The organism is Opitutus sp. GAS368, assembly GCF_900104925.1.
In the GTDB taxonomy this organism is placed as follows: Bacteria; Verrucomicrobiota; Verrucomicrobiia; order Opitutales; family Opitutaceae; genus Lacunisphaera.
In genome coordinates this window covers 438,929-452,734 of record NZ_LT629735.1, presented here as the reverse complement: position 1 = coordinate 452,734, position 13,806 = coordinate 438,929, and the positions used below count along the sequence as shown (strand labels likewise).

Sequence of the window (13,806 nt, the reverse complement as noted above, 5' to 3'; positions counted from 1 at the left end):
GCGGGCAAAAATGGTGTCCTAAGCAGTTTATGTTTGCCGCGGCCTCTTTCTTCGGCCGAGCACTTTTATCTCTCTTTCTCGCGGCGACACCGCCACGCTGGTCCCATGGAAAAACGCCCGTTCAACGAACTCGGCCTGTCGCCGGAGATTCTGAAAGCCGTGGACAAGATGGGTTTCGAGGAAGCCTCGCCCATCCAAACCGCGGTCATTCCGCATGGATTGGCGGGCAAGGACGTGGTCGGTCAGTCGGCGACCGGCTCGGGCAAGACCGCGGCCTTCGCCATCCCCGCGATCGAGAAGGTCGATGTGAAGTTGCGTCAGGTGCAGGTGCTCGTGCTCTGCCCGACGCGCGAACTGGCGGTGCAGGTGGCCGAGGAATTCGGCAAGCTGGCGTTTTTCAAGAAGGGCCTGATGGAGGTGCCGATCTACGGCGGCCAGAGCTACGAGCGGCAGTTCCGCGCGCTCCACGCCGGCGCGCAGGTCGTCATCGGCACGCCCGGCCGCGTCATGGACCACATGGCCCGCGGCACGATGAAGCTCGATGCGCTGAAGGTCATCGTGCTCGACGAGGCCGACCGGATGCTCGACATGGGTTTCCGCGACGACATCGAGCACATCCTCAAGTCGGTGCCCGCGGAGCGGCAGTGCCTGTTCTTCTCGGCGACGATGCCGCAGATGATCCAGGACCTGATCAAGCGCTACACCCGCGACCCGGTCTGGGTGCGGATCGAGGCCCACGCCCAGAACGCACCGCAGGTGGAGCAGATCTACTTCGAGGTGGACCGGCGCTCCAAGATCGAGCTGCTCACGCGGCTCATCGACCTCCACGACTTCCGCTTCGGCATCATCTTTTGCAGCACCAAGATCATGGTCGACGAGCTCGACGAGCACCTGCACGCCCGCGGCTACTCGACCGACCGGCTGCACGGCGACATCACGCAGGCCCAGCGCACGCGGGTGATGGACAAGTTCCGCCGCCGCGGCTTCGAGTTCCTGGTCGCGACGGATGTCGCGGCGCGCGGGCTCGATGTGGACGACCTCGAGGTCGTGTTCAACTTCGACCTGCCGAACGACGCGGAGGACTACACGCACCGCATCGGCCGCACCGGCCGCGCGGGCAAGCAGGGCATGGCCTTCACCTTCGTGGCGGGCCGCGAGCTCTACAAGATGCAGAACATGATCCATTATGGCCGGCTCAATATCCGCCGCGAGCGGGTGCCGTCGATGGACGAGGTCGAGGAGGCCAAGGGCAACGTGTTCTTCGAGAGACTCCGCGCCACGCTCGAGGAGAAGAAATTCCGGCCGCACGACCAGATGGTCCAGCGGTTGATCGAGCAGGGTTACACCAGCACGGACATCGCGTCGGCGCTGATCCACCTCCTGCAGGGCGCCGGCGAGGAAGCCCCGGCCAAGGGACCGGGCACCAAGGCCGAACGCATCGCGGCCAACGAGGCGCCGAAGGTGGCGCCCGCCGCCAAGGTGGAACGCGCTGCCCCCGGCGCGTCTCCCGCGAAGGCGCCTCCGGCCAGCGCGCTGGGGTCAGCACGCTCCACCCATGAGAAGCCCGTCTATGAAAAACCTTCCGGCGACCGGTTTGCCGCGCAGAAGCGCACCTTCGACCGCAAACCCCGCACGGGCCGCGAATCGGGTTTCACCACGGTGACATTCAACGTCGGTCGCGCGCAGCTCGTCACGCCGGCCGACCTCGTCGGCAAGATCGCAGGCGTCACCCGCCTGCCGGCCAATGTCGTCGGCGCGATCGACATCCACGAGGAGCACACCAATGTCGACGTCGCCACCGAGCACGCCGAGCTGGTGGTCGCCAAGCTCGCGGGCATCCGCATCAAGAACCAGTCGCTGAAGCCGGCGATCGTGCCGCCCGGCGCGGAATGAGACGGGGCAATCTTTTTGTAGAGCCTGCTTGCAGGCGATTCAGCGATTGATCCGTTGGCGTTTGCTTGAATCGCCTGCAAGCAGGCTTCTACAAATGATGCAGGCATGAAGACCGTCACTCTCTCACCCGACACTCACACCGCCGGCGAGGTCGTGCGCCTGCTCAAGCTTGAGCCGCTCGACCAGGAGGGCGGCTATTTCCGGCGCACGGGTGAGTCGGCCACGGTTCTGCCTGGCGGCAAGCGCGCGTGGTCGATGATTTATTCGCTGATCACTCCCGGGGGATTCTCCGCGCTGCACCGGCTGGCGACGGACGAGGTCTGGTGCTTCCACGCGGGCGATCCGCTCGAGTCGCTGCGCCTGCGGCCGGATGGCACCGGCGAATGGGTGAAGCTCGGCCTGCACCTCGCGGCGGGCGAGCGCCCGCAGGACGTCGTGCCGGCGCAGCTCTGGCAGGGCACGCGGCTCGCCGCCGGCGGGCGCTGGGCGCTCGTGACATGTGTCGTGGCGCCGGAATTCGTCTGGGGAGACTTCGAGCTCGGCGCGCGCGAAGCGCTGCTGGCATCCCATCCGGTCTTCGCGGAGGGCATCCAGGCGCTCACGCGGGCGCAGCCGCCGAAGGGGCTGCGGTAGGGCGGGATCTCCGTATCCCGCCTTCTGCGTCTTGCGGTGGAACGTGCTGACCCCAGCGCGCTTTCATCAACGCAAGCGCCTTGAGGTCAAGCCGCTCCACCTAAGGCGGGATACGGAGATCCCGCCCTACAACACCCTTCCGGCGCGTGACTTGACAGGGTGGCGGGCGGTCCGTATCTCCAAGGCCCGTTGCCCATGGAAGCCGCGCTCGATCAACCGGTGCTCGTGCTGAACCGCCTCTGGCAGGCGGTCAATGTCATTGGGGCCCGCCGGGCCTTCGCCTTGCTGGCCCGCGAGCACGCCCAGGTCGTCCACCAGACCGAGGATGCGTTCCGCACCTACTCGCTGATGGATTGGATCGATTTCTCGGTCTACAACCCGCCGGTCGATGCGCTCGAGACGGTGCGCACGATCAACCGCAACATCCGCCTGCCGCGCGTGATTTTGCTGACCTTCTTCGACAAGCTGCCCTGCAAGGAGCTGAAGCTCACCCGCAACAACGTCTTCGAGCGCGACGACGAGAAGTGCCAGTATTGCGGCCACACCTTCGAGCGCGAGCAGCTGAACCTCGATCACGTCATCCCGCGTCACTACGGCGGCAAGACGACCTGGGAGAACATCGTGTGCTCGTGCATCAAGTGCAATTCGCGCAAGGCGAACCGCCTGCCGCACGAGGCGCACATGCGGCTCATCCGCAAGCCCGTCCGCCCGAAGTGGCGCCCCGTTATCTCCCTCGTGCTCGGCAACCACAATCACGAGAAGTGGAAGGACTTCCTCGACGTCGCCTACTGGAACGTCGAGCTCGAGGAGTGAGCCGCCTTCGTTCTGCCTGACGGAATTGCGGCGAGGCAGGAGTTGTCGCGGTGCGGGTAGGGCGAGTCGTCCCCGACGAGCCGCGGCTCATCCGGAGGATTCGCCCTACCGGTAATCCTCGCGCACCGGTGAGAACAGGTCGATCACGCGGCACGCCGTGAGGGTCGTGCCACCATGCATGACACCGCCGGGGATGAGGGCGGCCATGCCGGGCCCGAGGACGGTGGTCTCGGTGCCGATGGTGAATTGGAAGCGTCCTTCGACCACGTAGGTGACCTGCTCGTGCGGATGCTGGTGCAGCGGGATGGTGGTGTTGGGTTGCAACGCGACCTCGCCGATGGTGAGGCGCTCGAGGTGGGCGTAATGGCCGCGGACGGCGCCGCCGAAGATTTCCTTGGCCGGCAGGGAGGCGAGGGTGGTGAAGCTCATGGGAAAAATCGGAGGACGAAGATCAGAAGACAGAGGACGGACATACGAAACCTGTCATTCTGAACGGAGTGAAGAATCCAGAATGATATGCGCTGGCGGTCATGCTCATGCTCATGGATTCTTCGCTCCGCTCAGAATGACAGGCAAAGGATTGTATCCGTGTGCATCCGTGTAATCCGTAGTCAAAAAACCGGATCAAGCGGAGGACAGCGGCAGCGTCACGCGCATCGTGGTGCCGCGCGAGCTGGAATTGAGCAGGGTGAGTTCGCCGTGGTGGTCCTTCATGATGCGGCGGGCGATGGCGAGGCCCAGGCCCGTGCCGTCGGCCCGGCCGGAGAGGAACGACTCGAAGATGCGCGGCCGGATGGACTCCGGGATGCCGGCGCCGGTGTCGGTGAGATCAAGCTGCACGACGCGGCCGAGGGCTGAGGTCTCCTCGGTGCAGGCCACGGTGAGTTCCCCGCCGTGCGGCATGGCGTGGAGGGAGTTGAGCGCGAGGTTGAGGATGACCTGCTGCAGCTGGCCCTTGTTGCCCTCGACCAGCAGCGCGCGCGCCGGCGCCGTGTAATGCAGCTCGACGCCGGCCTGTGCGAGCTTGGCGCGGAGCAGCACGAGCGTGTCGTCGAGGATCTCGGCCAGCGCCCAGCGGGAGTGCAGCGCGGCGGGGGTCCGGCCGAACGACAGCACCCGGGAGACCAGGCTCTCGAGCTGCTCGATCTTTTCGGTGATGACCTGCAAATCGCGGCGGCGCGGATCGTCCTCGGCGAAGTCCATGCCGAGCGTGCCGTGCAGGAGCTTGATGACGAGCAGCGGATTGCGGATCTCGTGGGCGATCTCGGCGGCGAGCAGGCCGAGCGTGGTGAGGGTCTCGTTCTTGCGCAGCACCTCCTCGGACTGGAACACGCGGGCGTAAAGCCGGGCGTTCTGGAGGGCGACGGCGGCAAAGCTGCCCAAGGCGGTGAACAGGCGCTTCTCGTCGTCACTGAAGCGGTGAAGCTCGCCGTGGAAGACCGACAGCACGCCGGCCGGCTGGCCCTCGAGGATGAGCGGCACAGCCAGGGCGGAGCAGAGCGAGCGGTCGCGCGGCAGGTCGGCCGCCTCGCGGTAGCCGGGGCCGTCGATGTTCTGGAACTCGGTGGCGCGGCCCGAGCGGATGGCGGCGGCGAGCAGGGACAGGTCGGCGGAAACGGTTTGCTGCTGCAGCGCGAGGCCCGCGGCCGAGAGGTCGCCATCGGCCGACCAGGCGTGCAGCCGGAGCTCGCGCCGCTCCTCGTCGTAGTCGTGCAGCAGGCAGAGCCGGGCGCTGAACAACGCGCGGCCGCTCTGGGTGAGGGTGGACAGCAGTTCCTCGGGCGCGAGCTGGGCGACCAGCGCATGGCCCAGCTCGACCAGCGTGGTGAGCTGCTTGGAATTGGCGCGCAACCGCTCGTATTGCCAGAGGCGGTGCAGGACGGTGCCGGCCTCGGCGGCGTAACGTGCCAGCCGTGCCAGATCGTCCGCGCTGAAAGCGCCGAGCCGGTCGGCATCGAGGTTGACGATGCCGATGGTGCGGCCGTCGAAGATGAGCGGCGCGGCCATCTCGCAGCGCACACCGGCCCGGGCGGAGATGTAGCGCGGCTCGGCGGCGACGTCCGCAACGAGCAGGGGTTTGCCGTGGAGTGCCACCCAGCCGGTGATGCCCTGGCCGGGCTTGAGGATGAAATCGCCGACATCGGGCGGGAGGCCCTGCTGGACGCAGATCTCCAGGCCGCCGGTCTCGGGGCTGAGCAGCGCCAGCGAGCCGCTGTCGGCGGGGAACGCGGCCATGATGGCGGTGAGGACCCGGCTTTGCGCGGACGTCGCGTCGGCGGCGCTGGCCGCCAGCGAGGCAATCGCATAGAGGACCGCCAGGTCCTTCGGGTCATCGGAACTCATTCGCGCCAGATGAACAGGAATGGGCCGGCTTGGGGAGAGAAAATGTATGGAGGTGGAACGCGGCCTCCGGACGCGTTTCTGTCATGCGCGAATCCTGAAAACCCGTCCGGAGGCCGGGTTCCACCTTGGATAATCAGACCGCCGCCGGCGCCGCAACCGGCGTGATGATCGCGCGCAGGGCGTCGCGCAGGGCGTGCAGCTTGGCGGGGTCGACCGCGCCGGTCTCGGGCTTGTTGGGCTCGATGTAGAAGGTGTCGATGGCGACGCTGCGCTCGGTGTTGATGCGGGCGAAGGTCGTGTCGAAGCCGTGGTCGGAGATGGTCTTCACCAGGCGGTAGAGCAGGCCGATCTGGTCGTGGGCCTGCACCTCGACGATGATGCGGTTGAGCGAGAGTTCGTGGTAAACCTCGACCGTCGGCGGGAAGGAGGCGGGCAGCTCCGAGGCGGTCGTCGTGTAGCGCGAGGCCTCGGCGAACTTCTTCGCCTGCGCCGTGATGTCCGGCAGCAGGTCCTTGTTGTTCATCAGCGCCTCCTCGACGGTGCGCGCGAAGGTGTCCATCGCCTTCTGGTTCTGGACGACGCCGCGGCCGGGCTCGACGACGTGGAAGGTGTCGATGGCGATGTGGTCGGAGCGGGTGGTGATCTTGGCGGAAAGGATGCTCAGGCCGGCCACGCTGAAGGCGCCGGCGAGCTTGTAGAACAGGCCGGCGCGGTCCCAGGTAACGACGTGGACCGTGGTGTAGCTGCGGTTGATGTCATCCGTCCACTCGATGACCGGCCGCAGCGAGCCGAGGGAGTCGGCGGCCGAGATGGAGTGCAGCAGCCGGTTGACCATCTGGATGTGCAGCGTGATCTCCGGGGCGTCGGTCTGGATGAAATAGCGCTCGGGGAGGAGATTGAAGTGCGCAGTGATCTCATCCGGGCTGATGCCGGGGATGGTCTGGGCGATGAGGGTCTGGCGGGTCATTTCGATGCGCTCGCGGAGGCGGGTTTCAACTTTGTCCCCCAGGGTCAGGCGCTCGAGCGTGGTGTCGAACAGGCGGCGGTGGAGCGAGTTCTTGTAGCCGTTCCAAAGGCCGGCCGACGTGCCCCGCGCGTCACAATAGGTGTGCACGTAGAGGTAGCGGAGCCGGTCGGGCTCCACGACCATCTCGGCGAATGTGGCTGAAGTCTGGGGATCATCCAAATCGTGTTTCTGCCAGAACCGTGCCATCACCAAGTGATTTTTGATGATAAAATTGATGGTTTCACGGCTGTCGGGATCGACCTGCAGCCGGTTCAGCACGGGGGCGGCCATCGTCACGCCCGCCTCGGCGTGACCCTGGATGCCCTCGCCCTTGCCGATGTCGTGCAGGAGGAGGATGAGGTAGAGCAGGGAGGGGCTGGCGGTCCGGTGCAGCTCGGTGCGGTAGCTCTCCGCGATGGGCTCGGCGGCGATGAAGATGGCGTCGAGCTCGCGGATGGCGCTGAGCGTGTGGATGTCGGCCGTATAACGGTGGTAATACTCGTGCTGCACCAGGCAGGTCAGCGGGGCGAATTCCGGCATGAACTTTCCGAGCACCCCCAGCTCGTGCATCAGGGCCAGCGGTGCATAAACCTGGCCGGATTCCTCCAGCATGGTGCGGAAGCTCAGGTTGGCATCGAGCGAGGCGATGACCTTCTTCGTGATCAGCTTCAGCGAGCCGCGGATGAGCGCGGCGAGGTCGACGTCGGGCGCGCACCCGAGCTGCTGGCAATGGCGGAAGACGCGGATGAGGCGGACGGGATCCTCCTTGAAGACGTTGGGATTCTCGGCGGCGAGCTCGCGGCCGCGCAGCAGGAAGCCGTCGAGGCGCTTGGTGCGGTCGGCACGGCGGGCAAGCAGCAGGTTCTTCAGCGAGCCGACGATGCCGGGGCCGGCGGCGATGGTCAGCGCGAGGCGCTGCTCGATGATCTTCGAGATGCGGTAGATGGCCTGGGCGTGGCCGTAGTAGTCCTGCATGAACGCCTCGACGCGCTCGAGCAGGGCCTTCTGGTGGTAGCCGAGGTTGGCGGCGAGCCTCGGCTGCGTCTCGAGGTTGAGCACATCCGTGGGATGCTTGCTCATGTAATGGAGCTCGTTGCGGACGCGGAGCAGGAAGTGGTAGCCGCGCTGGAAGGCGCGGAGCTCGGCGGGTTGCAGGTAGTGCTGCTTCTCCAGCTCGTCCATGCGCGAGATGCCGAGGCGCACGCGGGCCATCCACAGGGCGTTCTGGTAGTCGCGCAGGCCGCCGACGCCGTTCTTGATGTCGGGCTCCTGCATGAAGACGGTGTCGCCGTTCTGCGCGCGGCGGCTGGCCTGGTCGGCGAGGCGCGCGGCGATGTAGGCCTTGGGGTCGTCGGTCAGGTAGTGCTTGCGGTAGGTCTCGGCGAAATTCTCGTAGAGCGCCTCGGCGCCGGCGATGAGGCGCGACTCGAGCAGCGAGGTCTTGGTGCGGATGTCGCGCACGGCCTCGGAGAAGACCTCGTTGAGCGTGCGGGTGGAGTGGCCGATCTTGAGGCGCAGGTCCCAGAGCGGGTAAAGGACGCTGTTGGACAGGTGCTCCTGGAACTTGCCGAGGCCCTTCACGTTGGAAGGGTAGAGGAACATCACGTCGACGTCGCTCAGCGGGCTGAGTTCGCCGCGACCGTAGCCGCCGAGCGCGATGAGGCAGACGGGTGCGGGCGGCTCGCCGTGTTCCTTGCGCCAGGCATCCAGCGCGGCGGCGAACAGCGGCTGGAGCAGGCGGTCCATGCGGCCGGCCAGGGCGTGGGTGACCTTGTGGCCGGGACCACCGGCGCGGTGGCGCTGGTAGATGCGCTCGCTCTCGGCCGCCAGGTAGGCCTTGCAGGCGGCCAGACGCTCCGCCGCCGAGCTTTCGCTCGTGAAAGCGGGCTGGGCGCGGACGGGAGGCGTGGCACGGCCGGTCATGGGAGAGGCTAACATGAGCAGTGCAACCCGCTGGGGAAAAGCTGGAAATGCACCGCGCGCGGCCGAAAGCGTGCAATAAATAATCTGGTTGACGGGCAAATCCGGAGTTGAATACTCCGCCTCTCCCACGCGGGAGTAGCTCAGTTGGTAGAGCACCACCTTGCCAAGGTGGACGTCGAGAGTTCGAGTCTCTTCTCCCGCTCCAATTTACATACGTCGCCCGGAAGTAATTCCGGGCGATTTGTTTAATGCGCTGTTTAGCGACGAGTTAGGAAAGTCAGATTTTCATGGCTGAAGCGGCGGCGGGCCGAAAATGAGGCGAAGAGGTCGGATTTTTGCAGGCTTTTGTGTGTCTCTTTGTGAGTGCTTCAGGCATCTCCAGAGGAGAAGACAAAGAGTTTTCGCGGGGCTGCGCGTTGTTCTGCACTGACTCCTCGCGGTGCTGGTGGCCGTCGTCTTGGTCAGTGCTGCCGCAGTCGCCGCCTGCTGGCGGCCAGCGCGTCGTGCGACCAAGAACAGTCCGCTCACGGCCCTGCGGCCGAATTAGAGCACCCGGGCTTAGCGTTTTCTTAGTGGTCTGCGCTAGGGTCTTAACTAGGCGGTGGCTGATCGAAGGCGTAGAGTCGCAGCATTACCGCAATGCATGCGCCTCCGCAGAAATCTACCGGCCAGCGGCTGTTCGGCAGCGTGCTCATCCTGCTGGCCACGCTTGGACTGATCCTGCTGTTCAAGGACCTGTCCCGGCGCACCCCTGGAAAATCCCGCGTAGACTGGCCGCCAGCTTCCTCTGCCAAGCCCTAACCCAGCACCATCATGAAAGTCCTGTTCCAAACACTTCGCTCTCTTGTCGGCCTCTTCCTGCTCATGAGGATGCTCGCCCTTCAGGCTCAAACCGTTCCGGCGGCACCGGTGCCAGGCGCACCCGTGCCGACCACCGGCTCCTGGGTGTTCACGCCGGCCGTTGCCTCCCAATACATGTTTCGTGGTGCGCGCCTCGGCGGCCCGGCTTTTGAGCCTTCCCTTGAATACGACTATGGCTCCCTCGCCGTCGGCGTGTGGAACAACACCCCGCTGAAGGACAAGGTCGTCGGCCAGTCCGACCCCGAGTTCGATTTTTATGGCTCCTACACCATCGAGGTGATCAAGGACACCCTGTCCTGGCAGCCGGGTTATACCATCTACACCTATCCGAATGCAAAACAGGCGGACGGTTTCTACAAGGCCACCTACGAACCCAACCTTGCCCTGAACTACACCGTCGCCGGGGTGAAATTCACCCCGAAGATCTATTACGACCTCCGGCTCAAGGGGCCCACGTATGAGCTTACCGCCGCCTACACCGTTCTGTTCACCGAGGCGAAGACCGAGCTGGACTTCACCGCGACCGCAGGGACGTTCAAATGGACCTCCGCCGCCCCCGATCAGATCAACTCCCTCGGCCAGCCGTCCGATGTGAAGAATTACGGCAACTACTGGCTGATCGGGGTATCCGCACCCTTCCAAGTCACCGGGGACTCGAAGCTCTCGATCGGCTGGGCCTATACGAAAGGGTCCGACAACTTCGTCAAGGTCGGCACGGACGGCAAGGTGCCCAATTCCGCCGCCGTCGGCCGCGGCGTAATGACCGTCAGCTACACCCGGACGTTTTGAGGAAGAAAGGCCCGCGCGCGGGCGTTAGCGTTTTCTTAACGGTTTTGCGGCGGAAAATAACTCAGCGTTCGGATGGAACGGGGATATCCTTTGGGCATGAGCACCCAAGTCATCATTCAGCACGAGTCGTTCGCTCCGCCGGCTTCGCCGAGGATGGAGCCCTTCCGGTTGGTCGCGTACGGTGTGATTGCCCTCGCTGGGTTCCTGGCGGGTTTCTGCATCGGCAAATCGCAGCCCATGCGCACGCCGGCGGAGATGAGGTCACACTCCGCCGCACCCGTCCCACACCCGCGGTCGCTGAACACAGGGAATTGGGATTCGAGGTGAGCGAGGAACCGGGGGAGGCCAAGGGCTAGCCGGCTTCATCCAGAGCCATCGTCGATCGATCAAGCACGTAACCCAACCTTCCGCAGGTTTGGATCAGGTCCGATCCACAGGCCGCGCGGAATTTTTGGCGCAGATAGCAGATGGTCGAGGCGACGACATTGCTCATCGGCTCCACCTTATCGTCATAGAGATGCGCCTCGAGGTCCGCGCGCGAGACCACTTCACTGCGCCGGCGGGCGAGATACTCGAGCAGAAGGAATTCCCGCGCAGTCAACTCCATCAATTGGCCGCGCAGGCGCGCACATCGGGCCCGCAGGTCAATCTCCAGGTCGCCGACAAGGATGCGGTGTTGCGGTTTTGCCGCGACCCGCCGGTTCACCGCCTCAACCCGGGCCAGCAGCTCCGCGAGCGCAAAGGGCTTTATCATATAGTCGTCGGCTCCCGCCTCGAGGCCGCGCACGCGATCCGGCACGGCCGCACAAGCCGTGAGGAACAGCACGTGCACGTTCTGGCCGCGACGGCGGAGTTCCAACAGCAGGGTGAGACCGTCGAGTCTGGGCAGCGTGACATCGAGAACGATCATGGCGTAACCGCGGGTCCCGGCCAGATGCAGCCCCTCCGCTCCATCGCCGGCAATATCGACCACATGGCCGGCCTCCCTGAGCGCCAGGCCCAGCAAGTGTTGGAGTTGCGGCGACTCCTCGACAATCAGGATGCGCATGGGGTGCGACCCTATTTCGTCTGGTGAAGAACCGCCTCGACCGGGACGGGCAACTTGTCCGCGTGCCGCAGCAACAGGCTGACCTGCCACAACTCGGTGTCCGAAAGATTGCCGCTGTAGCCCGGCATGCCGGTGAGGCGGATGCCATTCTTTACCTTCCAGTAGGTTTCGCCCACCGGGTCGTCGGTCACACCCGTCTTCGGTGGCAGGAGCTGCGGCGGTTGGGGGAACATGCCTTGGGCGATGGCTGATGCGGGCTGGCCGAGCCGGCCGTGACAAACGGCACACTGGGCCTGGTAGACGTGCGCGCCGGCGAGGAGATTGGGCTCGTCGACCGGAAGCGGAGAAGGCTTGCCGGCTTCGGGATCCATCACCGCGTGCTGGGCCTTGCGGGCGAGGAATTTCTCGAAGGGCAGCGGCGATCCCTTTGTCGCCACGGGCATGCGGCCCGAGATCACGAAGAGATAGCCGGCCACAAAAGGCAGGCATATCCCGATAACAACGCCGGCGAGGATTTTTTTCATGGGTCCGGAGATCGGAGGTTTGACGCAAACTTGGGCGAACCGTTCAAGGTTGCCGCCGGTCGGGCCGTGCCACCGGAGGAACGGCAGCGCGACGGGGGCTGACCCGGCCGTTCCATGCGGCGGCGCGGGTCAACCCCGGGCGGTGTCATCTTATTTTCCGACGACAATGACTTCCAAGGTACCCGGAATGACCGGCGGCCTGGGCTCAGGCTTGTCCTTGGTCGGCGGCGGCGGGGTGCCGAACTGCATCACCGGCAGGTAGATTTTCCCGTTGTCGAGGGCACTCGTCTTGGCCCCCGGGCCGGTGGCGACGGTTTGCACCAGGCTGTAGCTGTCAGGCGTGTCCTCGTGGAGAACCGTCATCGTGCCGTCCAGGCAGGAGACGAAGAGCGTCTGCGTGGCGGCATCGAAAAACACCGCGTCGGGATCCTCGCCGATGGCCGGCGTCGCGACCACCTTGCCGGTGTCGCTGTCGAGGACGACCAGCTTTTCATTGGCGCAGGTGGCAAAAATCCGGTGATGCGCGCGATCGACCGCCATGCCGGTGCCGCCCTCCCCGGGAGCCAGGGACCACGTGGCAAGGGCCTTGAGTGTCTTCAGGTCGAAGACGTGCGTGCTGGCCATATCCTCGTCATTCACAAAGGCCCGGCCGGCGCCGTCAAATCCGATGGCCTCGAGCTTGCTGTCCTTGCCGGAGGTCAGGACGACGTTGCCGACGACCTTGCCGGCGGCGGGATCGATGATCGTGACGTTGCCCGAGGACCCGTTGGCCACATAAATCCGCTTGGTGTCGGGATCATATTCAATCCCGTCGGGATTCTTGCCCGACGAGTCGATGACGGCGATGGTCTTCAGCGTCTTCAAGTCGAACATGATGATCGTATTCGAATTGCCGCACGAAGCGAAGCCGCGGTTCAGCTCCGGCACGAGGGCGACGCCGTGGGCGCGCGGCGCGGGAGCGATCTCACCGACCTTCTTGCCGGTATCGATGTCCATCACCTCGAAAAGCTTGGTATGGGCCACGAACAGGTGGCGGTTCACGGGATCAACGCGCAAATAGTCGACGCGCGAATCGTCGCCGCCAATGTGATAGCGGGCGATGATGTGGTATTCCTCGGCGGCCGAGGCATAGACGCAGGCGGCCGCGAAGGCTAGGGATGCTAGTTTTTTGTGTATTTTCATGGTGATTGCGGGTGGAAAAGCTTGAGGAATTCCGGCCGGTGTCCCGGGGGGATCAGGGCGTGGCTTGGAAAAGCGCGGCGACGTCCGGTATTTTCCGGGCCAGTGCCTGCATGAGCGCGCTGGCCCGGGCATGCGTCGCGAGTTTGGTGGTGCCCGGTTCGAGCCGGAAGGACAGGACGGCCAGGCCCACGATCCGGCCCTGGTTGTCGCGCAAAGGCTCGTGGACGACCATGCGCGGGGTGGTCGTATAACCCGTCGTCTCCGGTCCGATGATAGTCTGGTCGTTTTTGATCATCTCGACATCGGCGACGGAATCCTTTTTGCCGATCAGGTCGCGCGAGTGGGCCACGATCGCATACCCGGTCCCACCCGGAGGGATCGCATGCAGCCCGACGGCCAGGAGATCGCCGTTTGCGGCCAGCAGATCATTGACCAGCTGCTGGGCGTAAATCCGGTTGTCCGCCGCCTTGCCCGGCGGGGGCTCGGTTGGTAACGCGGCCGTTTGCGCGCTCCCGGGCGGGACAAACAGCGCGAGCGTCAGCGCCAGGATGCCCGCGCGGAGAAATGACCGGGGTTGGTTCATGTGGAGACCAGAGGCTCAGGCCGGATATTGGCGGAGGATGCGGCGCGCGGTGCCGCGGAGATTTCCGGCGGAAGCAATGCAGCCGGACGATCAGGGTCGGGAATATTTTTCCCGGAGCCACTGCGCGCGACCGGTGCAGCCAGCCCCCGGGACAACAGCGCCAGCAAATGACCGGAACCCCGCCGGGGAGTTCCGATCAGGTGAAGGG

General features: G+C 65.1%; 12 protein-coding genes and 1 tRNA gene. 6 read left to right on the top strand and 7 right to left on the bottom strand.

Going from position 1 to position 13,806, the window contains the following annotated elements:
- The first annotated feature begins 105 nt into the window (after window positions 1-105).
- The 3 genes from BLU29_RS01930 (at window position 106) to BLU29_RS01920 (ending at window position 3,339) form a co-directional block, all read left to right on the top strand.
- Window positions 106-1,893, top strand: a complete 1,788-nt coding sequence (locus BLU29_RS01930) for a DEAD/DEAH box helicase (protein WP_091054895.1) — start codon at window positions 106-108, stop codon at window positions 1,891-1,893.
- Between the two features lie 105 nt (window positions 1,894-1,998).
- Window positions 1,999-2,526, top strand: a complete 528-nt coding sequence (locus BLU29_RS01925) for a cupin domain-containing protein (protein WP_091054894.1) — start codon at window positions 1,999-2,001, stop codon at window positions 2,524-2,526.
- 195 nt (window positions 2,527-2,721) lie between these two features.
- The gene (locus tag BLU29_RS01920; RefSeq protein ID WP_091054893.1) at window positions 2,722-3,339 is read left to right on the top strand and encodes an HNH endonuclease; all 618 of its coding nucleotides are present in this window, start codon (window positions 2,722-2,724) and stop codon (window positions 3,337-3,339) included.
- Between the two features lie 105 nt (window positions 3,340-3,444).
- Here BLU29_RS01920 and BLU29_RS01915 read toward each other — a convergent pair whose 3' ends face one another.
- The 3 genes from BLU29_RS01915 to glnD form a co-directional block, all read right to left on the bottom strand.
- Window positions 3,445-3,768, bottom strand: a complete 324-nt coding sequence (locus BLU29_RS01915; RefSeq protein ID WP_091054892.1) for a cupin domain-containing protein — start codon at window positions 3,766-3,768, stop codon at window positions 3,445-3,447.
- A 195-nt stretch (window positions 3,769-3,963) separates the two neighbouring features.
- Entirely contained in the window at window positions 3,964-5,682 is a 1,719-nt protein-coding gene (locus BLU29_RS01910; protein WP_091054891.1) for a GAF domain-containing protein, read from the bottom strand.
- Window positions 5,683-5,815: 133 nt separating this feature from the next.
- Window positions 5,816-8,611 carry a [protein-PII] uridylyltransferase gene (glnD, locus tag BLU29_RS01905; protein ID WP_157693558.1) on the bottom strand — a complete coding sequence of 932 codons (2,796 nt, stop codon included), beginning with the start codon at window positions 8,609-8,611 and terminating at the stop codon, window positions 5,816-5,818.
- Between the two features lie 129 nt (window positions 8,612-8,740).
- Between glnD and BLU29_RS01900 the strand changes: the two genes are divergently transcribed.
- The 3 genes from BLU29_RS01900 (at window position 8,741) to BLU29_RS01895 (ending at window position 10,261) form a co-directional block, all read left to right on the top strand.
- Window positions 8,741-8,816, top strand: a tRNA-Gly gene (locus BLU29_RS01900).
- Window positions 8,817-9,250: 434 nt separating this feature from the next.
- Window positions 9,251-9,412, top strand: a complete 162-nt coding sequence (locus tag BLU29_RS17790; protein WP_157693557.1) for a hypothetical protein — start codon at window positions 9,251-9,253, stop codon at window positions 9,410-9,412.
- Window positions 9,413-9,424: 12 nt separating this feature from the next.
- Entirely contained in the window at window positions 9,425-10,261 is an 837-nt protein-coding gene (locus BLU29_RS01895) for a TorF family putative porin (protein ID WP_091054889.1), read from the top strand.
- Between the two features lie 352 nt (window positions 10,262-10,613).
- On the opposite strand, the gene BLU29_RS01885 is transcribed toward BLU29_RS01895, so the two are convergent.
- From BLU29_RS01885 to BLU29_RS01870, 4 genes are all read right to left on the bottom strand, one after another.
- Entirely contained in the window at window positions 10,614-11,309 is a 696-nt protein-coding gene (locus BLU29_RS01885; RefSeq protein WP_091054887.1) for a response regulator transcription factor, read from the bottom strand.
- 11 nt (window positions 11,310-11,320) lie between these two features.
- Window positions 11,321-11,833, bottom strand: a complete 513-nt coding sequence (locus BLU29_RS01880) for a cytochrome c (protein ID WP_091054886.1) — start codon at window positions 11,831-11,833, stop codon at window positions 11,321-11,323.
- 150 nt (window positions 11,834-11,983) lie between these two features.
- A complete protein-coding gene (locus BLU29_RS01875; RefSeq protein WP_091054885.1) occupies window positions 11,984-13,015 on the bottom strand; it encodes a YncE family protein in 1,032 nt (343 codons plus the stop codon).
- 52 nt (window positions 13,016-13,067) lie between these two features.
- Entirely contained in the window at window positions 13,068-13,598 is a 531-nt protein-coding gene (locus BLU29_RS01870; RefSeq protein ID WP_091054884.1) for a cache domain-containing protein, read from the bottom strand.
- Window positions 13,599-13,806: the final 208 nt, after the last annotated feature.